General features: G+C 64.7%; 17 protein-coding genes and 1 pseudogene. 11 read left to right on the forward strand and 7 right to left on the reverse strand.

Annotated elements, in window-relative coordinates:
- Window positions 1–3 precede the first annotated feature (3 nt).
- Genes DXT59_RS13240 through DXT59_RS13275 form a run of 8 tightly spaced genes read left to right on the forward strand, consistent with a single transcriptional unit; the run spans window position 4 to window position 8,604 of the window.
- Window positions 4–1,323, forward strand: coding sequence for a TadA family conjugal transfer-associated ATPase (locus DXT59_RS13240; protein ID WP_116137353.1), 1,320 nt, complete (start codon window positions 4–6; stop codon window positions 1,321–1,323).
- The gene (locus DXT59_RS13245; RefSeq protein WP_420823388.1) at window positions 1,316–2,296 is read left to right on the forward strand and encodes a type II secretion system F family protein; all 981 of its coding nucleotides are present in this window, start codon (window positions 1,316–1,318) and stop codon (window positions 2,294–2,296) included. Before DXT59_RS13240 ends, DXT59_RS13245 begins: the two co-directional genes overlap by 8 nt.
- 3 nt (window positions 2,297–2,299) lie before the next feature.
- A complete protein-coding gene (locus tag DXT59_RS13250; RefSeq protein WP_116137355.1) occupies window positions 2,300–3,385 on the forward strand; it encodes a type II secretion system F family protein in 1,086 nt (361 codons plus the stop codon).
- Window positions 3,382–4,167: a tetratricopeptide repeat protein gene (locus tag DXT59_RS13255; protein WP_205417423.1), complete on the forward strand. Its 786-nt coding sequence runs from the start codon at window positions 3,382–3,384 to the stop codon at window positions 4,165–4,167. Before DXT59_RS13250 ends, DXT59_RS13255 begins: the two co-directional genes overlap by 4 nt.
- The gene (locus DXT59_RS13260; protein WP_240324499.1) at window positions 4,164–4,559 is read left to right on the forward strand and encodes a DUF3613 domain-containing protein; all 396 of its coding nucleotides are present in this window, start codon (window positions 4,164–4,166) and stop codon (window positions 4,557–4,559) included. The genes DXT59_RS13255 and DXT59_RS13260 overlap by 4 nt, the downstream gene beginning before the upstream one ends.
- A gap of 28 nt (window positions 4,560–4,587) precedes the next feature.
- Window positions 4,588–6,342 carry a TadG family pilus assembly protein gene (locus DXT59_RS13265; RefSeq protein WP_240324500.1) on the forward strand — a complete coding sequence of 585 codons (1,755 nt, stop codon included), beginning with the start codon at window positions 4,588–4,590 and terminating at the stop codon, window positions 6,340–6,342.
- 21 nt (window positions 6,343–6,363) lie between these two features.
- A complete protein-coding gene (locus DXT59_RS13270; protein WP_116137356.1) occupies window positions 6,364–7,758 on the forward strand; it encodes a sigma 54-interacting transcriptional regulator in 1,395 nt (464 codons plus the stop codon).
- Between the two features lie 57 nt (window positions 7,759–7,815).
- Window positions 7,816–8,604, forward strand: a complete 789-nt coding sequence (locus tag DXT59_RS13275) for a DUF2968 domain-containing protein (RefSeq protein ID WP_116137357.1) — start codon at window positions 7,816–7,818, stop codon at window positions 8,602–8,604.
- 85 nt (window positions 8,605–8,689) lie between these two features.
- On the opposite strand, the gene DXT59_RS13280 is transcribed toward DXT59_RS13275, so the two are convergent.
- Together DXT59_RS13280 and hfq are read right to left on the reverse strand one after the other, a co-directional pair.
- Entirely contained in the window at window positions 8,690–9,385 is a 696-nt protein-coding gene (locus DXT59_RS13280) for a GntR family transcriptional regulator (RefSeq protein WP_116137358.1), read from the reverse strand.
- A gap of 241 nt (window positions 9,386–9,626) precedes the next feature.
- Entirely contained in the window at window positions 9,627–10,094 is a 468-nt protein-coding gene (gene hfq, locus DXT59_RS13285) for an RNA chaperone Hfq (RefSeq protein ID WP_116137359.1), read from the reverse strand.
- 366 nt (window positions 10,095–10,460) lie between these two features.
- On the opposite strand from hfq, the gene DXT59_RS13295 reads away from it, so the two are divergent.
- Together DXT59_RS13295 and DXT59_RS13300 are read left to right on the forward strand one after the other, a co-directional pair.
- The gene (locus DXT59_RS13295) at window positions 10,461–12,041 is read left to right on the forward strand and encodes an FAD-binding oxidoreductase (RefSeq protein ID WP_116137361.1); all 1,581 of its coding nucleotides are present in this window, start codon (window positions 10,461–10,463) and stop codon (window positions 12,039–12,041) included.
- Window positions 12,042–12,071: 30 nt separating this feature from the next.
- On the forward strand, window positions 12,072–12,485 hold the full coding sequence (locus tag DXT59_RS13300) for a hypothetical protein (protein WP_116137362.1): 414 nt from the start codon (window positions 12,072–12,074) through the stop codon (window positions 12,483–12,485).
- A 40-nt stretch (window positions 12,486–12,525) separates the two neighbouring features.
- Here DXT59_RS13300 and DXT59_RS13305 read toward each other — a convergent pair whose 3' ends face one another.
- The 4 genes from DXT59_RS13305 to DXT59_RS13320 all read right to left on the reverse strand — a co-directional run bounded on the left by DXT59_RS13305 (window position 12,526) and on the right by DXT59_RS13320 (window position 19,433).
- Window positions 12,526–14,364 (reverse strand): AMP-binding protein, encoded by a 1,839-nt coding sequence (locus DXT59_RS13305; protein WP_116137368.1) that lies wholly within the window; start codon window positions 14,362–14,364, stop codon window positions 12,526–12,528.
- A gap of 97 nt (window positions 14,365–14,461) precedes the next feature.
- Window positions 14,462–17,020: an acyl-CoA dehydrogenase gene (locus tag DXT59_RS13310; RefSeq protein ID WP_116137363.1), complete on the reverse strand. Its 2,559-nt coding sequence runs from the start codon at window positions 17,018–17,020 to the stop codon at window positions 14,462–14,464.
- 37 nt (window positions 17,021–17,057) lie between these two features.
- Window positions 17,058–17,957: a TetR/AcrR family transcriptional regulator gene (locus DXT59_RS13315; protein ID WP_116137364.1), complete on the reverse strand. Its 900-nt coding sequence runs from the start codon at window positions 17,955–17,957 to the stop codon at window positions 17,058–17,060.
- A 243-nt stretch (window positions 17,958–18,200) separates the two neighbouring features.
- Window positions 18,201–19,433 (reverse strand): MFS transporter, encoded by a 1,233-nt coding sequence (locus DXT59_RS13320; protein WP_116137365.1) that lies wholly within the window; start codon window positions 19,431–19,433, stop codon window positions 18,201–18,203.
- Window positions 19,434–19,672: 239 nt separating this feature from the next.
- Here DXT59_RS13320 and DXT59_RS13325 point away from each other — a divergent pair, with 239 nt between their 5' ends.
- On the forward strand, window positions 19,673–20,245 hold the full coding sequence (locus tag DXT59_RS13325; RefSeq protein ID WP_116137369.1) for a GNAT family N-acetyltransferase: 573 nt from the start codon (window positions 19,673–19,675) through the stop codon (window positions 20,243–20,245).
- A gap of 665 nt (window positions 20,246–20,910) precedes the next feature.
- Here DXT59_RS13325 and DXT59_RS31505 read toward each other — a convergent pair.
- A pseudogene (locus DXT59_RS31505) lies at window positions 20,911–21,249 on the reverse strand (RHS repeat-associated core domain-containing protein); the annotation flags it as partial.
- Window positions 21,250–21,269: the final 20 nt, after the last annotated feature.

Below are 21,269 nucleotides of genomic sequence, written 5' to 3' on the forward strand. Positions count from 1 at the left end.
ACGATGGCAAACGAAATCGAATTTGCCGACGATGCGTCCTCGTTCGCGCACACGCAGCAGTTTCAAGACATCAAGAACGCGGCGCACGAGCATCTGCTCACGCGTATCGAAGAACTCGGCGCGGAGTTCGGCCGCTGGTCGCGCACGGCGATCAACCAGTTCGTCGATCTGGAGATGGATAGCTTCGTGCGGCTGCGCCGCATCCCCATCAACGAGAGCGAGGTAAGACTGATCGCCGAGGCGCTGACCAAGGAGTTGGCAGGCTTCGGGCCGATCGAGGACTTGCTCGGCGACCCTGCCGTCGAAGACATCCTCGTGAACGGCTATCGCGACGTATACGTGTCGCGCCACGGTATCTTGACGAAAATGCCGGTGCGTTTCGCCGATAACGCGCACTTGCTGCGCATCGTGCGCCGCATCCTTGCGCCGATCGGCCGGCGCTTGGACGAATCCAATCCGATGGTCGATGCGCGCCTGCCCGACGGCGGGCGCGTGAACGTCGTCATCGAGCCGCTGTCGATCGACGGACCGGTCGTCTCGATCCGCAAGTTTCGCAAGGATCCGCTGCGGCCGGCCGATCTTCTCGCCAACGGGACGTACAACGCCGAAATCGGCGCGCTGCTCGAGGCGGCCGTGGCGGCGCGCTGCAACGTGTTGGTCTCCGGCGGTACGAGCTCGGGTAAGACCTCGCTGTTGAACGCGCTCGCGTTTCATATCCCCGAACCCGAACGCGTCGTGACGATCGAGGATACGGCCGAACTCTCTCTCAACCATCCTCACGTCGTGCGTCTGGAAAGCCGGCCGGGTGGGTTCGACGGTTCGGGGCTCGTCACGATTCGCGATCTTTTGCGCAATACGTTGCGGATGCGGCCCGACCGCATCATCGTCGGCGAGGTGCGGGGCGGCGAGGTGCTGGAAATGCTGCAGGCGATGAACACGGGACACGACGGATCGATGGGCACGGTTCACGCGAGTTCGCCGCGCGAGTGTTTGTATCGGCTGGAGATGCTGGCGGGCTTCGCGGGATTTCAAGGCACGGAATCGAGTCTGCGCCGGCAAATCGCGAACGCGATCGACTTCATCGTCCAAATCGGCCGGCTCTCCAACGGCCGGCGCCGCATCTTATCCGTGACCGAGGTCACCGGTCTCTCGGATACGATCATCGCCACCCAGGAGCTGTACCGGTACGAACCGGTTGCCGGGGCCGACGGGGAAGAGTTGGACCACTGGGTTTCGCTGGGTATCCATCCGCACTCGCCGAAGCTCGCCCGGTTCAGAAGCGTGCTCGGGGACGGTTTCTCTCAAGGAGGGTTCCGTGTCTAAGGGCGTGGCATGGTTGCTCGCAATGGCGCTGGCCTGCGTCGCGCTCGGGCTCTTGCTTTGGCAACGCTCCGTTCGCGGCCAGCGCAGTCGCGGCGTCGAACGGTTCGTCGAGCGCCGCGTGGCCTTGGCCGCTGCCGGCTCCGGACCGCTATCGGCTGTTGCGCAGCCTCCAACGCTCAAACCGATGCCTTTGCCCGTGCAGACGGAAAGAGCGAGGCAAGAGGCGGTCTCGCGCTTAACGCAAGCACTCGAGCATATTGCGGTGCGGGCGGGACTGGCCAGCGCGGGCAAACTTATGACGATCGCATTGGCGGTGCTCGTGCTCGGCGTCGTTTGGATCGCGGCGCGCATGGGCATCGTGGCGGCGTGCGCCGCAGCGATCGCAGCGGGCGCGGCCGCCGCGCTCGCGGTGACGGCACGGGCGCAACGGCGGCGCCTAGCGGTCGTCACCCAGCTCCCCGCGTTTCTCGACGGCATCGTGCGGCTCGTGACGCTGGGCAATAGCGTGCCCGCCGCGTTTCAGGCCGCGTTGCAAACCACCGAGGCGCCGCTGCGCGAATGCCTGGATCATGTCTCGCGCATGATGCGCGCCGGCGCGGAGATCGATCGCGCGCTGGCCCATGTCGCGCTCGTCTATCGGACGCGCGAATTCGAATTCGTCGGCGCGGTCTTGCGTCTGTCGGTCAAATACGGCGGGCGTGCCGATGTCATGCTCGAACGAATGTCGGCGTTCATGCGCGATCTGGAGCAGGCGCAGCGAGAGCTGTCGGCGATGTCCGCGGAAACCCGGCTTTCGGCCTGGGTGCTGGTTGCATTGCCGCTCTTGATCGGTGGTTTTCTGATCGCGACGAACCCGTCGTACTTCGAGGCGATGTGGGGCGATGCCGACGGGCGCCGGCTCGTTTGTCTCGCTTTTGCCTTGCAGGCCATCGGCGGCTATCTGTTGTATCGCATGACGCGGCTGAGGGCGTGATCGATGCGAGCCGATCGAATCATTGCGTTGGCACTGGCTTTGGGCGCGCTGGGGTGCCTATTGCTGGCTTACGTCGCCTTCGAACGGGTCAAGCTCGCGCGGCGCGGGGCCCGGACGTTACAGAACGCGCTCGACAGGCGCGCGGCCGCGAGTTCCGCGAGCGCCGCGACCCCCGGCGACATGGCTACGCGCATGCGGTTCGATACCGGTATGGTGCCGCAGGCGCGATACATGACGCCGAGCGCGCCTGGGCAGCATGGCGAGACGTCCGCCGCGCCCGCTGTCGCGGCTTCGCCCAAGATCGTGGTGGGGCGCCTCGCCTCATGGCGCGCGCGGTGCGGCCAGGCCGGCGCGCGTTGGCTGGAGACGCCGCTCGGCAGGCAAGTCGTCGCGGCCGAGGACCGGCGTCTGCTGGAGCAATGCGGTTTTGTCGATATCAACGCGCGCGGCTTTTTTCTGCTCTCGCGGCTGGTCTGCGCGGCCGCGGCACCGCCGATCGCGACTTGGCTTTGGGGCGCCGGCATACCGGGTCCGTACCGCGTCGCGTTCGTCGTGGGGGCCTTTGCGGCCGGCTTCATGGTGCCGAAATTCGTGCTCGGGCGTCGAGCCGCGAGGCGCCGCGGCGCGGTGGCGGACGAGATGCCGGTGCTCGTCGATCTGCTGCGGTTGCTGCAAGGTGTGGGTTTGTCGCTCGACCAAAGCCTGCAGGTCACGATCAACGACTTTCGCGCCATGCTGCCCGTGCTCGCGGGAGAACTCGAACTGGCGCAGCGTCAATTCGTGGCGGGGCGCACGCGCGAGCAGTCGTTGCAGCGTTTGGCGGCGAGTTTCGACAACGAGGATCTACGCGCGGTCGTGCGGCTGATGATTCAGGTCGATCGGCACGGGGGCGCGGTGCAAGAGCCGCTCAAACAATTCGGCGACCGGTTGCGCGAGACGCGGCGCGCGCGATTGCGCGAAAAGATAGGACAAGTCACGGTCAAGATGACGGGCGTCATGATCCTGACGCTGCTGCCCGCCCTCTTGATCGTGACGGCCGGTCCGGGCTTGCTCGCCGTGATCCGGTCGCTGGCGGGAGTGCATCGATGAAAACGAGGATGGGGAGGGTGCGCCCAAGCGTAGCCGTCGCGCTTGCGTTCGCGTGCGGGGCCTGCGCGTTCAAGCCGTCGGGCTATGGCGCGCTCGCACAGGCGGAACGCGCGGCGGCACAGGCGGCGGCTGAGAAAGAGAGCGCGCCCGACACGCCGGGCATGTACCTCGCCCTGATCGACCGGATGCAGCGCCAAGGACTCTATTACGCCTCGCTCGCGCATATCGATGCTTATGAAAAGCAGTACGGCGTCACGCCCGATTCGACGTTCCTGCGTGCCCAGGCGTTGCGAGACACGGCGCAGGCGAGGGCGAGCGCCGAGGCGTATCGAGCGTTGCTCGCCACGCCGCTCGCCGCGCAGGGGTATCACGGGCTCGGCTTGCTGGCGGGCGCCGCCGGAGACTTTCGCGGCGCTTGCCGAGCGTTGGAACGAGCGGCCGCGCTGGCCCCGACCGACGCCGCGACACTTTCCGATCTCGGTTATGCGCGGCTGCGAGAGGGCGATGTCGCGGGCGCGCGCGTGCCCTTGATGCAGGCGGCGGAACTCGATCCGAAGAGCGCGCGAGTCCAGGCGAACGTCGTCCTGCTCTTGCTGGCGCAGGGCCGCGCAAAGCAAGCGCGCACGTTGATGGACGAGCGGCAGTTCACGCCTGCCGTGCGTGCGGCGGTGCGCGACGATGCGGGACGAGTCGCTCAGGCGGCCCGCGCCTTCAAGATAGGGACGGGGTCGGCACACGACGGCTTCGATGCGCGGACATCTTCCGAGGGCAACGATCAATGAGCGACGTAGAACGAACGAGCGAGGAAGCGATGCACCGAGACGAGCCGACTATGAATCAGGTGGTGTGGCGGGCCGTGACCGTGGCCCTCGTGCTGGCCGGCGCTTGCGCAACGACCGGCGTGAATGCGCAAACGACGAGCGGAGACGATGCAGCCGAGATCGGCCGGAGCACGCGCGCGTGGCTCGAGTTGCAACGCACGAACGCCGCGGCCGCGCCCGCGTTGCCCATGCCGGGCGCCCAAGCGACGTTGGCCTATGAGCGATACATGAACTCGTTTCGTACGAGGATTCCCGAATCGTTCGGCTCGACGCTCTCGGGCGAGGGCGGGGCGGGGCGCGTCGATCGTTGGAGCGCGGGTTCCGGCGCGGCCCAGCCGCCGGGTGTCAACTGAGCAAACCTTCATCGTGCCGAGCAACTCGATGCGCCGTGCTCTCGATCGTCCACCGGCTACCCGTATACCGCCGGCGCTTCGCGGCGAGCGCGGCACGATCGCGCCGATCGTCGCGCTGTTCATGACGGTCTTGATCGCATCGCCCGGCGCGCTCGACGTGGGCAATGCGTTCTTCGCGCGCCGCGCATTGCAGCGTACTGTCGATCTGGCGGCGCTGGCCGCGGCGCAGACGATGGACGACGCGTGCGTCAAGCCGACCGCGATCGCTCGTGCGAACGCCGCGGCCAACGGCTTCTCGGCCGATGCGGCGGGACAATCGCTGAACGTAGTTTGCGGCCGTTGGGACACGAGCGCCAATGCCGGCCCGAGCTATTTCGTCGCGTCGAACACGGCCACGCCCCTGAACGCCGTGCAGGTCACGGCGACACGCAACGTCCCGTACTTTTTCCTCGGGCCCGCGCGGCGGATCAGCGCCAGCGCCACCGCCGAGGCGACGAATCTCGGCGCGTTCACGGTCGGCACGACGCTCGCGCAACTGCAAGGCGGACTCGCCGGCGCATTGCTCAACGCGTTGCTCGGCGCGAACTTGAATCTGTCCGTCGCCTCGTACGCGTCGCTGGCCGATGCGCGGGTGCGCGTGCGCGATGTCGTGGCCGCGGCGGGCGTCGGTACGGTGGATCAGTTATTGGCAACGCAGGTCGATATCGAACAATTGGCCCGCTTGATGATTGCGGCGCTATCGTCCACGTCGATCGCCGATGCGAACTTGCAAACCGATGTCGCGACACTGCAGGCGATCGCAGGCGGCTCGAGCGCGAGCGCGGTCTCGTTTCCGCTCGGCAACGGACCGGGCGGCCGCGGCGTGATCGCGCTCGACGCGGCGGACGGCCAAAGCGCGCTCGATGCGACCTTCAGCCCTTTCGACGCGCTACTGGTCGCGGCCGAAATCGCGCGGGCGGGGCAGCCCCCCATCGATATCGCGGCAGGACTTCAAATCGCCGGCTTCGGCGCGACGCTGAAAGTGCAAATCGTCGAGCCGCCGGTGCTCGCCGTCGGCGAGGCGGGCATCGATCCGGTCCGGCATCGGTGGCGAACGCAGGCGAACACGGCGCAAGTACGTCTTTACCTCGATGTCGCGCTCGGCACGCCGGCGCTGCCCGTCGTCGGTAATGTCGGCCTGCATCTTCCGCTCTCGCTCGAAGGCGCACCCGGCACGGCGTGGCTGCAGTCTACGAACTGCGCGCCGACGCAAGCGGCCAGCACGTCGACGATCGGCGTCCAGCCCGGGTTGGCGAATGTTTGCCTAGGCGATCCGCCCGTGGACCTCTCGGCCTCCCAGCCTTTTTCCTGCACGCGGCCGGCAACGCTCGTGAATGTCGCGCACGTCGTGACCGTGACGGCAAACGCGGCGCTGCCGGCGGTCGTGCCGCCGTCGTCGGCCGCGACGCTGACGTTTGCGGGCGCGGCGCCGGCCGGCGATTCGTCCTATCAAAGCGCCGATTCGAACGCCGTCGGCAGCGTGTTGTCCCATGCGCTCGACGGCCTTGCCGCCTCGCTCGCCGAGCCCGATTCGCTCGACGTCACGCTGCTCGGCGGCCTGTCCTTGCCGGTCGGCGCATTCGCGGACACGCTGCTGACCGTGCTTCAGCCGGCTCTGAGTCAGTTGCTCTCGGGGATCGATGCGGCCGTCGATCCGTTGTTGCAGTTGCTCGGCGTGCAAGTCGGCGTGGCGACGGTGCATGACCTCTCGCTCTCATGCGGCGCGTCGAAACTGGTTTATTGATGTTTAGGACTTCTAATAACGATGAGAACCAGCCATACGATCGAGGAACTGGACATTTATGTCTGGGAGGGCAAGGCTGACATCGTCGAGCGCGTGGTGCGCTGCATGTCCAGCTTCGACGTCGACGTGATCCGCGCCGACGACATGACGAGCGCCCCCGAGGGCAATGCGTCGCGCGCCTCCCTAGCCGTCATCAGCGTCAGCGTGATATCGAGCGGCGGCGCCAAGCTGCGCGATTGGCAGGCGCATACCGGCATGCCTGTGATTTGGGTGGGTGCACTGCCGCGCGAGCGCGACCCCGCCGTGTACCCGCCCGAATACTCGCACGTGCTGCCGCTCGATTTCACGTGCGCGGAGTTGCGCGGCATGGTGGCGAAGCTGCTGACGCAACTGCGCGCGCACGCGGCGCAGGCGCTCGAGCCAAGCGTGCTGGTCGCCCAATCCGAGTGCATGCAGGCGTTGCTGCACGAGGTCGATACGTTCGCCGATTGCGACACGAGCGTGCTGATTCGCGGCGAGACCGGGGTAGGCAAGGAGCGCATCGCGCAACTGCTCCACGAGAAACACAGCCGCTATCGCGACGGCCCGTTCGTCGCGGTCAACTGCGGCGCGATTCCCGACGGCCTGTTCGAGTCGCTGTTCTTCGGGCACGCCAAGGGATCGTTCACGGGCGCCGTCGGCGCGCACAAGGGCTACTTCGAACAAGCCGACGGGGGCACGCTGTTTCTCGACGAGATCGGCGACTTGCCGCTCTATCAGCAGGTGAAGCTGCTGCGCGTGCTCGAGGATAGCGCGGTGACGCGCATCGGATCGGCCATGCCCGTAAAGGTCGATTTCCGGCTGGTGGCGGCGACGAACAAAGATCTGCCACAACTCGTGAAGGACGGCGCCTTCCGCGCCGATCTCTACTACCGGCTGGCCGTGATCGAGTTGCGCATTCCTTCATTGGAGGAGCGCGGCGCGGTCGAGAAGATTGCGATCTTCAAGGCCTTCATCGCCGCGGTGGTCGGCGCCGAGCGGCTCGCGCGGCTGCCCGAGATTCCGTACTGGCTCGCCGATGCCGTGGCCGATACGTACTTTCCCGGCAACGTACGCGAGTTGCGCAACCTAGCCGAGCGGATCGGCGTAACCGTGCGCCAGATCGGCGCGTGGGATGCGTCGCGTTTGCGCAGACTAATCGCGCATGCGCGCAATGCCCAGCCCGCACCGGCCGAAAGCGTGGCGCAGGCCCTCGTCGATCGCAGCAAATGGGACATGGCCGAGCGCGAGCGCGTGCTCGCCGCGCTCGCATCGAACGCGTGGCGCAGGCAAGACACAGCACAATACCTCGGGATCAGCCGGAAAGTCTTGTGGGAAAAAATGCGCAAGTACCAGATATTCGATGAGGAGCCCGAAACGCGGGAAAGTGAGGGATAATGGCGCGCTTGAGTCAAGCTGTCTCAAAAGCAGAACTATTCCAGCAGGAAACGACACATGAGCCACTATTCGCGTATGCGGGGGACCGCGCTGACAGCGCTTATCGCAATCGGGGGATTGGGTATCAACGGCTGCGCCACAGCGCAGTCGGCCGCTGACGACACTGCAAACGTCGTACCGGCGGCAGCGGCTCCGGCCGCACCGGCGGCACCTGCCGTGACCGCTTCGACGGTCGCATCGACGCAGTTGTCGAGCCCGGTCACGTCGCCGGATCAGTCCGCATCGGCGGCTGACGAAGGGGGCGATGGTCAGGGCGATGTTGCGCAATTGCAACAATTGATGCGCGGTAACGAGCTCTCGGAACTGCGCACGGCCTACAACGGGACGTATGGCGCGAGCCTGCTGCTGCACGGCGAGGACATGACGTACTACGCCGTCCTCTTTCAGCAGAAGAATTTCTGGCGCGTGATCAAGACGACGAACGCCGACTACGCGGAATCGGTGTATGCCGAGTTCGTGCGGCGCAGTGCGCAGCTTGCGGACGTCGAGATCAAGCGCACGGTGCTCGCTGCGCAAAAGGCTTATACCGAAGCGTTGCTTGCGAAGGCGCAAGCGCGCGCCGATCGTCTGCAAGCGGATCTCGAGGTGGCGCGTAAGCAGCAAGCGCTCGTCGCGAGCCGCCAGAAGCAAGCGCGTGAGGAGGCGGCCGCGCTGCAGACGCAAAAGGTGGCCGCGCAGGAGCAACTGAGCGCGATGCAGCATCAGATCCATCTGCTGCAGCGTGAAAACCAGCAAGGCCTGCCCGCTGCGCATCCGCATTCGCATTCGCATCGTCGCAAACATTGATGCGCGTCCTGCATCGGGCGACGCGCCCGATGCACTCCATGCGATTCGATACGCTTTCGTGGGCAAGCAGGGGCCCGCGCTCGGTTTAGACCGCCGAACGCGGGATGCCTTGTGCGCCCGACGGCGCTTGCCGCTCGCCGTGCGTTTGCGCGAGAACCTGTTCGACGATGCGCTTTGCGCTGGCCAAGTGCGTGACCGTCATAGCGCGTGCGCCGCGCGCGTCGCGCTCGCGGCATGCCTGCAAGATGGCGGCATGCTCGTGCTGAAACGCGGCCGTATCGGCGAGCAGCGTACTTTGTAGCCGCTCGTAGCGCTCGACTTGGCCGCGCAATTCGCGAATCGCTTTCAACTGCCGGGCATTACCGCACGGCGCGTATAGCCGTTCGTGAAACTCGCGGTTCAGCTCCCCTTGTTTGTCGGCCGTTTTCGCCTTGCCCAGCAGCCGGTGGACGAGCTCCGCCCGCACGAGCGTTTCCTCGTCCATCAGCTTGACCGCGCGAAAGATCGCATCGCCTTCGAGCAGCGTGCGCATCGCATAGATTTCCTCGACGTCGGCCGGCGTAAGCGCGCGAACCACGGCGCCGCGGTTCGGGTAGATTTCGACGAGGCCCTCGGCCTCGAGCTTCTTCAACGCCTCTCGCAGCGGGATGCGGCTGACGGCAAATCGTGCGGCGAGGTCGCGCTCGACGAGCCGCATCCCGTCGCTGAATTCGCCCGTCGTAATCGCCGCGCGCAACGATTGCGCCAGGACATCGGCCGTCGAATCGATCTTCGTTTGCATGGGCTAGCCTCTAGTGGACCGGCATAATGGTATGCCAAACCATCGGCTCGACAGAGAGCACGATGCCGCGACGCCGCGTTATACGGACGTCCTTGCATCGATGGGAGGGAGAGGGGCAACGGCTAGCAGGGACGCCGATTATGCGGCAGCCGGGGAGCAAAGATCGGAATAATGGCGTTGCCTGCCGCACGATGAGGCGCCCCCATCGAACAATCGACGGCGGGCGAACTCGCCGCGGCGATTATTCGTCGCGGTGATCGGAGCCGTTCGTATCCGTGGACGGGTTGTTGTTTTGCAGCGTGCTGAACGGACGGCGGCGCCGCGTAACGACGACGGGGCCCTCGGAGGAACGGTGTTCCCCGCTCGAGGACGATCCATATCCTTCCCGCGGCTCGCGCGGCTCTCTCGATTCGCGGCCTTCGCGGGGCCCCGACCCGTCGCGCGGGCCATGACGTTCGCCGTAACCGCCGGGGCGCGGGCCGCGCGGACCGGGGCGCGTGCCGGTGTCGATCTGTATCGTCGAGATGGCGCGTTTGTAGATGCCTTGCAGCCCGACGGGCGTACGCAGCATAACGAGGTATTGGTCGAACGACTCGATGCATCCCGTCAGGCGGATGCCGTTGACGAGATAGATTTCGACGCGCTTGCGCTCCTTGCGCGCGGCGTTCATGAAGTCGTTCTGCGGATGCGATTCGGACGGATTCGGCATTGCGAGTACAGCAGCGACGGCTGCTCCACGGTTAGTTGGCGGCTGCGCGACGGTGCGCGCACGATTCACGATTGGCCGGGATTTTACCCCGGGCGCGCGAAGCGCGTATCGATTTGGCTGAGATCGTCCGTATACATGCGCCGCGGCGTCCTTTTTCGCCGATATTTCGCACTGCTCGGCCCGCATCTCTCAGTCCATCGCGCCGATGCGCGATACAGACGCTCTCGAAAAGCGGCATTTCCCACGCACGTTTTCTTGAAGCGTTGTCTGCGTTGCCTATCACGAATGAAGAAAATTCGGACGGTATCGCGCCGTTCGCGCGTTGCCGCATTTGAGCGATTTTTCCTACCGACGAGCGAGCGGCCGATGACGAGCGTGCGCCCCCCCAACCTGTCCGAAACGCGCTTTTTGCGGGCGTTGAGCGAATTGGCGTCGGTGGTTGGGGCGTCGAACGTGTACAGCGCGCCCGATCGTCTGCTCGACTATGCGGATCCGTTCGCGCCGCAACCGATGGCCGAGCATTTCGCCGCATCGGCCGCCGTCTTGCCGGGCTCGACCGATGACATCCGCGAGGTCTTGAAGATTGCGCGGGCGTATCGTTTGCCGCTCTGGCCCGTTTCGACGGGACGCAACTTCGCCTACGGCGGCGCGGCCCCGCGCTTGAGGGGCTCGGTCGTGCTCGACCTGAAGCGCATGAATCGCATCGTCGAAGTGAACGAGACGCTGGCTTATGCGCTCGTGGAACCGGGCGTCACGTACTTCGACTTATATGCGCATTTGCGCCGGCATCGCATGAAGCTATGGGTCGACCCCGCCGCCGCGGGTTGGGGCAGCGTGCTCGGCAACGCCCTGGAGCGGGGCTTCGGTTACACGGCGTACGGCGATCACGCGGCCAGCCAATGCGGTATGGAGGTCATGCTGGCGAGCGGCGAACTCGTGCGCACGGGGATGGGTGCGATCGAGATCGGTCGCGCGTGGCAGTTGTACAAGGCGGGGTTCGGCCCGTCGTACGATGCGATGTTCATGCAATCGAATTTCGGCATCGTCACGAAGCTGGGTCTCTGGCTCATGCCCGAGCCGCCCGCTTATCTGATGGCCCACGTGAAGCTGCCGCGCGAGCACGATCTCGAAGCGGCGGTGGATACGCTCAGGCCGTTGAGGTTGAGCGAAATCATCCGCAATCATGCGGTGATCGAAGGCGCGATCCGTCATGCCGCGGGCGTGTCGGCGCGCGCCGATTGGTACGAGGGAGCGGGGCCGTTACCGGAATCGGTCGTCGACGAGATTGTTTCGCGGCTTGGTATCGGACGCTGGAATGTTCACCTCGCGCTCTATGGCGAGCCCGATATCGTCGACGCGCGCTGGCGCGCGGCCGAGCGGGCGTTCGCACGCGTGCCCGGTGCGCAAATCGAGGCGCGCCGGTACGCGGCCGGCGAGGTGCCGAACGGCGGCGGCGAGGGGAACATGGCCGGCATCCCCGCGATGAGCGCCTTTCGCATGCTCGACTGGCGCGGCGGTGCGGGCGCGCATGTCGATTTCTCTCCGATTTGTCCGTTCACGGGCGGCGACGCGATGCGGCAGTACTCCGTGGCGAAGGCGCGGCTGGCGGAATACGGATTCGACTATTACGGAGGGTTTACGGCCGGCGAGCGGTACTTGCACCATATCGTCGCGACCATTTTCGATCGGGACGATCCGAAGCAAACCGAGGCCGCAGCCGACTTGCAGCGCGTGCTGATGAGCGATGCGCGTTCGGAGGGATACGGGGTGTATCGTACTCACTTGGCGACGATGGATTTCGCCGCTTCCCAATACGATTTCAACGACGGGGCGCTGTTGAGAATGTCCGAGACGATCAAGGACGCAGTGGATCCCGACGGCATTCTTGCGCCGGGAAAATCCGGCATTTGGCCTCGTGCTTGGCGAGCGAAACGTGGCGATGTCTGAGGGCGGTACGGCCTTGAAGGAATATCGGCGATGGACCGGCGCACGTTTCTGACGGCGAGCTTGGCGGCGGCTGCCGGCTGGGCGTGGCCGCAGGCGTATTGTCTTGCGGCTCCTTGCCGCGCATTCGAGCCCACGCTGTTCGTCGTCGATTCGGCGCTGCCGGGCAGCCGATCGTATATGACGTCGCAGTGCGGCGAGGGTGCGCGCTACCTCGCAGCCGGAAGCGATATGGGCGTTCTCTGGTACGAGCGGCTATGCGATTGGCGCGGGCCTGTGAAGGGGGTATTGCGTCCTTCGGATTGCTTTGTGCTCCGAAACTTATCGCTCGCCGACGGCCGGGCCTGGCGTTCGATGGCGGCCGGCGCGGACGTGGGCGAGAGTTCCGCGTCGGCTAGGGTGCTCGCGTTCGAAATCGGCCCCATGTTGCGCGCGTCCCGGCTGTGACTGGGGCGCCGGGACGCGCCGGCCGAGGCACTCGGTCGAGTCAACCTGCGGCCGTCGTCGCGGCGGTACCGTCGGTGCCTGTGCCTGCCCCCACCGCGGGACGCAACTTGCCGAGCTTGGCGAGCTCCTCATCACGCAGCGCACGACGCAGTATCTTGCCCACATTCGTTTGCGGCAATCCGTCGCGAAACTCAATCAGCTTAGGTATCTTGTAACCGGTCAAATGCTGGCGGCAGTGCTGCAAGATCTCGTCGCGCGTGAGTCCGGCCGCGCGCGGCACGATGAAAACCTTCACGCGTTCGCCTTGGGCTTCGTCGGGAATCCCGATGGCCGCGACTTCCCGCACGCCCGGGTGCATGGCGATGACGTCCTCGATTTCGCTCGGATAGACGTTAAAGCCCGACACCAGAATCATGTCCTTCTTGCGGTCGATGAGCTTGATAAAGCCCGCGCGGTCCATGATGCCGATGTCGCCCGTGGCGAGCCAACCGTCGGCATCGAGTACCTTCGCCGTTTCGTCGGGCCGCATCCAATAGCCCTTCATCACTTGTGGCCCCTTCACGCACAGTTCGCCGGCCTCGCCGATGCCGGCCCATGTGCCGTCTTCCTTGCGAAAGCGCACGAGCGTCGAGGGCGCGGGCAAGCCCACGGAACCATCGAATTCGCGCAAATGCTTTAGATCCACGGGGTTCAACGCGACGATCGGCGAGCACTCGGTGAGGCCGTAGCCTTCGACGATCGGCTTTCCCGTCACGGCTTTGAACCGCTCGGCGACCGCTCGCTGCGTCGCCATCCCGCCGGCCATCGCGAGTTTCAAATTGGAAAAGTCGCGTTTGCAGAACTCTTCGTTATCGAGAAATGCCTTGTACAGCGTGTTGATCGCGAGGATGCCGGAGAACGTCTGATTGCGCAAAATTCGCATGACGCGCTTCATGTCGCGCGGATTGGCAATCAGAATGTTGCGGCCGCCAAGGCCGAGGAAGATCAATCCGTTCACTGTCAGCGAGAGGATGTGATAGAGCGGCAGCGGTGTCAGCACCGTCTCGACATCGCCGCTCAATTGGCTTTCCGCCCAAGCCTTGGCTTGCAGCAAATTGGCGACGATGTTGCGATGCGTGAGCATCGCGCCCTTCGCGACGCCGGTCGTGCCACCCGTATATTGGAGAAACGCCAAGTCGTCGTGCGTCACGGCAATCGGCGTGAAGGTGGACTTGGCGCCCAGCGCGAGCGCCGCGCGCAATCGCACCGCGTTCGGCAGGCGATAGGCGGGCACCATTTTTTCGACGTGCTTGAGGACGAAATTCAGCGCGCGTCCCTTCGCATTGATCGTCTCACCCAGCAGATCGCCCAACGCCGTCACGACGATATGTTCGATAGCGGTGCCCGGCAACGCTTGCTCGAGCGTTTTCGCGAAATTCTCGAAAACGACGATCGCCTTCGCGCCGCTGTCCTTCAGTTGATGCGCGAGCTCGCGCGGCGTATAGAGCGGATTGATGTTGACGACGACGGCGCCGGCCTTTAGAGCTCCGAACAAAGAGATCGGATATTGAAAAGTATTGGGCAGCATGATGGCGACGCGGTCGCCGCGCTCGATGCCGATCCCTTGCAGATAGGCCGCGAACGCGGTGGCCTTGCGTGCGAGCGTGTCGTACGACATTTCGGAGCCGATGCTGACGAATGCGGTTCTCCCTCGAAATCGAGACGTGCATTCGTCGAAGAAGTGAGCGACCGACGCATATTGACCGACATCGATTTCACGTGGGACGTCGGGCGGATACGAGGCATACCAGACGCCGTCCGTATTGGGCGCATCGAGGGGCGTTCGGCCGAGCGCGCCTAACGCGTCGGATGCCGTCTGCGGGGCAACGGGTTGATCCATATTGTTCTCTCCCTGGGTTGTCGACGCCGCGACGATCCAGGCGGCATGCCTGCGTATGCCGCGGCGATCAAAACCGATCGAGACGATCGGCGCTGATTCAAAGATCGGCGCGTGCGGGCGCGCCGGTCGGCCGCTCGCCGCCGCGTCCGGGCGGCGGTTCAGCGCCCGCATCATGCGCGGCTTGTGAGCCGGCACCGGGCTCGCTTACGGAGCGATCGAAATCGGTGGGGAAATCGTCGACGCGAATCAACGCGGCGCCGTCGCGTGCATAGCGATCGAGTAACGCGTGCTCGCGTGGCTCGATCCAGCCGCGCTCCTCGGCGATACGCGCCCACAGCGGCAATTCGGCCAAGCTTTGAGGCATCGGGCGCGCATGGCCGCTGCGCACGGCGTCGCGTAGTCTCGCCTCGATTTCGGCCACTTGTTGAGCGAGTTCGAGCAACCGCTCGCCGCAAGCGATCGGATCGTTCGAATCGGGTTGCGCGGGCACGTGCGAATCGGCGAGCAACCGTTCGCGCGCTTCGCACGGCGTTTGCAAAATCAGTGCGATCGTGCTGACGAGTCCGTCGGAAGGCGGCCGATGGCGCAATCCGAACGGGAAGGCGAGCGCGCGGATAAGCCCGGCCGCGAATCGATTCGGATAGTTCGCGAAGAGCCCCTCGAATGCCTGCTCGGCCTTGACCAGCGCATCCTTGACGCCCCATCGAACGAACGGCAGGTCCTCGGGGTGAGCGCCTTCGTCTTCGAACCGCTTCAGCGTGGCCGACATCAGCACGAGTTGCGACAGGACGTCGCCCAGGCGTGCCGATAACCGCTCGCGCCGCTTCAACGCGCCGCCGAGCAACAACATCGACGCATCGGCCACGAAAGCGAACGCGATGCACGCGCGCGTGACCGCCCGATAGTAGTTGGCCAGCGCGGGGCTTGCGCCGGACGGTTTCTTCAGAAACGCGCCGCACGTGATGCCGTGCACGAAGCTGCGCAGCGCGTTCGACGCGAAAAACGCCGCGTGCCGGAACAGCGCATGGTCGAACGCGATCAGCGCACGTTCGTCGTCATCGTCGCGCGCGGCTGTCATCTCTTTGAGCAAATACGGATGGCAACGTATCGAACCCTGTCCGAAGATGATGAGCGAGCGCGTAAGAATATTGGCGCCTTCGACTGTGATCGAGATCGGCAATTGCTGGTAGGCACGCGCGAGAAAATTCGACGGCCCCATGCAAATGCCCTTGCCACCGGCGATATCCATGGCATCGTTGATGACCTGGCGCGATCGCTCGGTCACGTGATACTTGGCGATCGCCGACAGCACGGCGGGCTTCTCCCCGAGATCGACCGCCTGCGCGCAGAGCCGGCGCATCGCATCCATGACGTAGAGATTGCCGCCCATGCGGCCGAGCGCTTCGTGAATGCCTTCGAACTTGCCGATCGGCGTTTTGAACTGACGGCGCAGTGCCGCATAGGCGCTGGTGCCGCGCACCGCGAGCTTGGCCGTGCCGACGCCGGCCGAGGGCAGCGAGATTGCCCGGCCCGCCGCGAGGCATTCCATCAGCATGCGCCAGCCGTTACCGACTTGCGCGGCCCCCCCGATCACCCAATCGATCGGAATGAAGACGTCCTTGCCCGAGGTTGGCCCGTTTTGAAAAACCGCGTTCAGCGGCCAATGACGGCGGCCGATGATGACGCCCGGGTGCGAGGTCGGAATCAACGCGCACGTGATGCCGGGCTCGTCGTCGCTCCCGAGCAAATGCTGCGGATCGCGAACGCGAAACGCCAAACCGAGCACGGTGGCGATCGGGGCCAGCGTGATATAGCGCTTGTCCCAGCTCACGCGAAAGCCTAGCGTTTCGCGGCCTTCGAATTCGCCTTTGCAGACGATGCCGGTATCGGGAATGGCCGCCGCATCCGAACCGGCATAGGGGCTCGTCAGCGCGAAACATGGTATTTCCTCGCCGCGTGCGAGACGCGGCAGGTAGTACGCCTTTTGCGCCTCGGTGCCGTAGTGCAGCAGCAATTCGGCGGGGCCCAGCGAGTTAGGGACCATGACCGACACCGTGGCGGCGGAGCAGCGCGACGCGAGTTTCATGACCACTTGCGAGTGTGCGTAGGCGCTGAACCCTTTGCCGCCATGATCCCGATCGATGATCATGCCGACGAAGCCTTGTTGCTTGAGGTAGCGCCAGGCCCGCGGCGAAAGATCCTGCCAATGGGCGGTGGTCTCCCAATCGTTGGCGAGTTCGGCGAGCGTCGCGCATTCGCGATCGACGAACGCTCGCTCCTCGTCGGACAGCAGCGGCGGCCCATGCGCGAGCAAGGTATCCCAGTCCGGCCGCCCCGTGAACAATTCGGCATCCCACCACACCGTGCCGGCCTCGATCGCATCGCGCTCCGTCGGCGACATATCGGGCAATGCACTTCGGAAGAGTGCAAGCACGTGCCGGCTGACGAGCGCTCGACGCAAGGGCGTCAAAGCCAGAATCAACGCGGGGACGACGAGCGCGATGCCGAGCACGGCGCACGCGGCGATGCCAGCCGCGTCCGTCAGCGCGACGGTGGCGAGCCAGACGCAGAGCGTACCCAGCCACCACAGTGCGGCGGCCTCGGTATAGATCAGGATCGCGCCCGCGACGGCGAGCGCCACGACGAGCCATGCCATTGAGCGTTCCTTGCGAGCGGCGCGCGCGCCTTGCCTTTTAGAGTGCGGGACGCACGCCTTCCTGCAGTTGCGCGGGGGGCGTGCCGGCGGCCTGCAGCTTCGATGCCGCGATGAGCGGCGAGGGCGCGGTCTCGCCCGCGCGGTCGGGCTCATCCGGGTCGGAGACGCCCCGGCCGGACAGCGGTGCGTCGAGCGGGCCGCAAGCGCTGATGCCCTGGGCGGCATCGCAACCGTCGCCCGCATCGCCGAGCACGGCGGCGAATGCGGCGAGCTGAGCCGCATCGGGCAGCGGCGCTTTGAGCGCCGCCACCATGAGCGACGCGAGCCGCGCGATCAGATGCAAATCGCTGATCGTTTGCCCTTTCGAGAACTCGGCGATGAGGCTATCGGTGTCGGCGCCCGCGAGGACGCCCGAGAGTGCGCCGATCGCGAAGTGCAGCCGCCAGCCCAGTTCCTCGCGCGGCAAATGCGGCAATGCGCGCTGAAACGCGTCGAAGAACCGCTCCGCCACATCGGCGTAATGCCCGTTGAGGAAATCGTGAATGAACGCCGAAGGATCCGTGTAGGCGCGGCCGAGCAAGCGTAGAAACGCGGGCCCTCCGGCGCGCGTATCGCGCGACAGGCGCAGGGCCGGGATGAACATGGCCCCCAGTACGTGCTCGCAGGTCAAGCGATCGTCGAGTTGTGCGTTGAATCGGTCGAGCAACTTCAATCGTTCGACATTCAACTTATCGAGCCGCCGCGAGAGCATCGCGTGGATCAGCGCTTCCTTGCTCCCGAAATGGTAGTTGACTGCTGCGAGATTGACGTCGGCGCGCGAGGTGATCTGTCGCAACGACATGGCCTCGTAGCCGCATTCGATGAAGATGTCTTCGGCCGCGTCGAGAATGCGTGCCTTCGTGTCGCCGGTGCTCCGGCTCGATGTCCGATTTGCCATGTGCGCCTCCCATGCCGGTTACCCGGCCGCGAACAAGCGATTCAAGTCTCTGATTGAAATTTGCTTATTTTTAGCACGATAAAAACGGGAAGAAATCGCGGCAAGCGTTGTTTATCGATGGACTCCTCTAGAGCGCGCCCAAGAGTCGAATCGCGCTGCGGCGCAGCAGATCAAGCATAGTACGGGGGCGGAAAGGAAGAAAGGCGCCGGGGCGCCTTTCTTTTGCTGCTTAGCAGTGAACAATTAAGCCGATGTGGACGAGGCGACTTGCTGCGCCGAGCGTGTCATATCGATGCCGCGGCGCTCGGGGCCGAACAGAATGAACACGGCGATCACGACCGAAGCGGTGCCCGCGACGACGGCCAGCGCAAAGGCGTAGTTGTTGCCCGAGTTGGCCGCCACCGATGCCTGCATCGTCGCGTTGATCGATGCGATCAGGTTGCCGAGCTGATAGACGAGGCCGGGGAACGTGGCCCGCACTTCGTCCGGTGAGATCTCGTTCAGGTGAACCGGGATCACGCCCCATGCGCCTTGCACCGAGATTTGCATGAGGAACGCGCCGACGGCGAGCATCACGGCACCGCTCGAATAGGCCCATAACGGCAGCACCGGCAGCGCAATGAGCGCCGCGATGCAGATGGCGCGGCGCCTGCCGATCTTCTCCGAGATCGTGCCGAACAGCAGGCCGCCGACGATAGCGCCGATATTCAATACGATCGCGATGATCGAGACCGTATGCGGATCGAAGTGATGCTGCTCGCGTAAGAACGTCGGGTACAGATCCTGGGTGCCATGCGAGAAGAAGTTGAACGCCGTCATCAGAATGATCGAGTACAGCGCGAGCGTCCAGTTCTTGCCGATGGTGGCGAGCAAGCCGGCGCGCTTGTGTTGCACGCGAGCCATTTCCTTCCACGCGGGCGACTCCGGCACGTTGCCGCGGATGTACAGCACGAGCACCGCCGGGGCCACGCCGACGAAGAACATACCGCGCCAGCCGACGTACGGATAAAGGACGCCGAAGACGATCGAGGCGATCAGATAGCCGCTGGGATAGCCGGCTTGCAACAGGCCCGATACGATGCCGCGCGAGCGCGGCGGAATCGTCTCCATCGTCAGCGCCGATCCGACGCCCCATTCGCCGCCCATCGCGATGCCGAACAGCGCGCGCAACACGAGCAGCGTCGTGAGGTTCGGCGAGAAGCCGGACAGCAATTCGAGCAGCGAGTAGATGCCGACGTTGACCATGAGGGTCGGGCGGCGGCCGAATTTATCGGCAAGACGGCCGAAGATGATGGCGCCGACGGGGCGCATCGCCAGGGTCAATGTGATCGCGAGCGCGACGGAGGGGATCTTGGTATGGAATTCGGTCGCGATATCCTTGAGCACGAACACCATGAGGAAGAAGTCGAATGCATCGAGCGTCCAGCCTAGGTAGGCCGCGATCGTCACATTACGTTGTTCCTTGGTCCACTTCATTTGATTGTCTCTCCTTGGGTCTCCAGGTCTTGCGTGCCGGTTGCTCCACTCGCATGCTTATGGCGCACGGCAGGCATCGTCCCGTGGGTGATCGAAGTGTACGCGCTCTTTAAACGAACGCAGGGTTCGGAAATGGGCTCTACGGGCTAATCCCTAGGCCTTACAGGCATGCGGCGTACGGCTGACGGCAAAACGTTTGGTAATTGAAAGGCGATATAAAGGGCGGCATTGAGATGAATATGGAGAATGAAGCGCGAGCAAGCGGTACGCCCGGGACGGTGGGGCCCGGCGCTGCCTTGCCCCCGCTCGATACGCCGCGTTTGCTGATTCGTGGACGCACGCTCGACGATCTCGAGGCGTGTCTCGCGATGGACCGGGATCCGGAGGTGACACGCTACATCAAAGGGCCTTGGAACGACCCGGTCGAGCACCGGCGCTTTTTGGAATTTCGGATCACGCGGCCCTATCCGCCGGGGCTCGGGTATTGGTCGATTCGCGAACGAGCGGCACCCGAGGTCTTCTTAGGGTGGGTCATGCTCATTCCCGATCACGGCGTGGGGCCGGAGGTCGAGATCGGCTGGCGATTGGTGCGGGCCGCTTGGGGAAGGGGCATCGCGAGCGAGGCTGCGCGCGTGCTCGCGACCCATGCGTTCGACACGGTCAAGCTGCCGAGAGTCATCGCCGACATCCACCCGGAGAATAAGGCTTCGCGCGCGGTGGCGGAACGGATCGGGATGAGGCTGGTGACGCTTAGCCGGGACGATGAGGGCGAGGCTTGCGCTCGATATCGATCGCAGCGTAGCGATCGGTAGCCGGTGCCCGATGAGAACGGTCCTTCGTGGTCACTCGGCGCGCTGCCTCTTTCAATAGGGTAAAAAGTATTCAAGTGCGTTTGCGCGCTTGGAGCGGATGGCCGCGGGGGCTGGTCGATCATTCTCATGAGGGTGTCCGCCATATCGCTTCGGATGCGGGCCGGCATGGCCAGCCGGTCTTGTTCGCTCATCCAGCTCGTGTTGGTGCTGCGCGTTCTGCGGATGAGAAACTCGAAGCGCTCATCCCATCGCGTATGCCGGCCCCGGCCGTCGAGGTCAGTGTCGAAGCGGCGACCGTACAACGAATGCGAACGGCGTCGTGGCAGCCTTGAGTCGGCAAGCTCAGTCAGTCTCGCCCGCGCACTGTTCGAGACGAACTCGAGGCGCCGTTCCGATTCCGTACGGGCGACGGCTTCGTAAAGGTCGGCGGCCACTGCGGCGATGGCGGCTTGTGCGGGAACATGCGCCATTCGATTTGTCCACGCGTGCGCAGCCTGCTCATCGGCACCGCGACGTTGTTCCTCGTCGTCGGCGGCTTCCTGCTCGGCACGATACGTGGCTATCAGCGGGGCTTGTTCCTCGCTTATCGATCGGCTGCGCCCGGATTCTCGGCTCAGGCGTCTCACCATCTTGCCGAGCCAACTCCAAGGCGCATGCCCCGAAGGGTCGCTCAAGTTGACAGGATCGCCGGCGCAGTAGGCGTAGGGATGGATTCCGCCGGCTCCGAAAGGACTCCAGTCGTCGTCCGACGTGAAGCGCATGAGCGCCGGGCTGTACCATCGAACGCCGTTGCCGAGAATGCAATAGCGTGTGCAAGGGTCCTCGTAGCTTCCTGTGTAAGTAAAAACAAACGGGTTTTTCATGGCTAGCGTCTGAATGTGTGTTGCTCGTATCGAGCGTGCTCGAATCGCTTGTTGCCGCTCGTCGTATCGACCTGTTGTCATCTTCCGCCATATAGGAGCCACCGGGCTTCCGGCATAAAGGAGCCGGGGCGTTTTCGGCATAAAGGAGCCACTTCGTTTCC

The organism is Trinickia diaoshuihuensis (genome assembly GCF_003390925.1).
Lineage (GTDB): Bacteria > Pseudomonadota > Gammaproteobacteria > Burkholderiales > Burkholderiaceae > Trinickia > Trinickia diaoshuihuensis.

What these genes read in the sequence shown, in the direction of transcription:
- DXT59_RS13315 (WP_116137364.1), bottom strand. Translation starts at nt 17,957, where the DNA reads ATGGCAAATCGGACATCGAGCCGGAGCACCGGCGACACGAAGGCACGC.
- DXT59_RS13280 (WP_116137358.1), bottom strand. Translation starts at nt 9,385, where the DNA reads ATGCAAACGAAGATCGATTCGACGGCCGATGTCCTGGCGCAATCGTTG.
- DXT59_RS13320 (WP_116137365.1), bottom strand. Translation starts at nt 19,433, where the DNA reads ATGAAGTGGACCAAGGAACAACGTAATGTGACGATCGCGGCCTACCTA.
- hfq (WP_116137359.1), bottom strand. Translation starts at nt 10,094, where the DNA reads ATGCCGAATCCGTCCGAATCGCATCCGCAGAACGACTTCATGAACGCC.
- DXT59_RS13270 (WP_116137356.1), top strand. Translation starts at nt 6,364, where the DNA reads ATGAGAACCAGCCATACGATCGAGGAACTGGACATTTATGTCTGGGAG.
- DXT59_RS13325 (WP_116137369.1), top strand. Translation starts at nt 19,673, where the DNA reads ATGGAGAATGAAGCGCGAGCAAGCGGTACGCCCGGGACGGTGGGGCCC.
- DXT59_RS13255 (WP_205417423.1), top strand. Translation starts at nt 3,382, where the DNA reads ATGAAAACGAGGATGGGGAGGGTGCGCCCAAGCGTAGCCGTCGCGCTT.
- DXT59_RS13260 (WP_240324499.1), top strand. Translation starts at nt 4,164, where the DNA reads ATGAGCGACGTAGAACGAACGAGCGAGGAAGCGATGCACCGAGACGAG.
- DXT59_RS13305 (WP_116137368.1), bottom strand. Translation starts at nt 14,364, where the DNA reads ATGGATCAACCCGTTGCCCCGCAGACGGCATCCGACGCGTTAGGCGCG.
- DXT59_RS13295 (WP_116137361.1), top strand. Translation starts at nt 10,461, where the DNA reads ATGACGAGCGTGCGCCCCCCCAACCTGTCCGAAACGCGCTTTTTGCGG.
- DXT59_RS13275 (WP_116137357.1), top strand. Translation starts at nt 7,816, where the DNA reads ATGAGCCACTATTCGCGTATGCGGGGGACCGCGCTGACAGCGCTTATC.
- DXT59_RS13250 (WP_116137355.1), top strand. Translation starts at nt 2,300, where the DNA reads ATGCGAGCCGATCGAATCATTGCGTTGGCACTGGCTTTGGGCGCGCTG.
- DXT59_RS13300 (WP_116137362.1), top strand. Translation starts at nt 12,072, where the DNA reads ATGGACCGGCGCACGTTTCTGACGGCGAGCTTGGCGGCGGCTGCCGGC.
- DXT59_RS13265 (WP_240324500.1), top strand. Translation starts at nt 4,588, where the DNA reads ATGCGCCGTGCTCTCGATCGTCCACCGGCTACCCGTATACCGCCGGCG.
- DXT59_RS13310 (WP_116137363.1), bottom strand. Translation starts at nt 17,020, where the DNA reads ATGGCATGGCTCGTCGTGGCGCTCGCCGTCGCGGGCGCGATCCTGATC.
- DXT59_RS13240 (WP_116137353.1), top strand. Translation starts at nt 4, where the DNA reads ATGGCAAACGAAATCGAATTTGCCGACGATGCGTCCTCGTTCGCGCAC.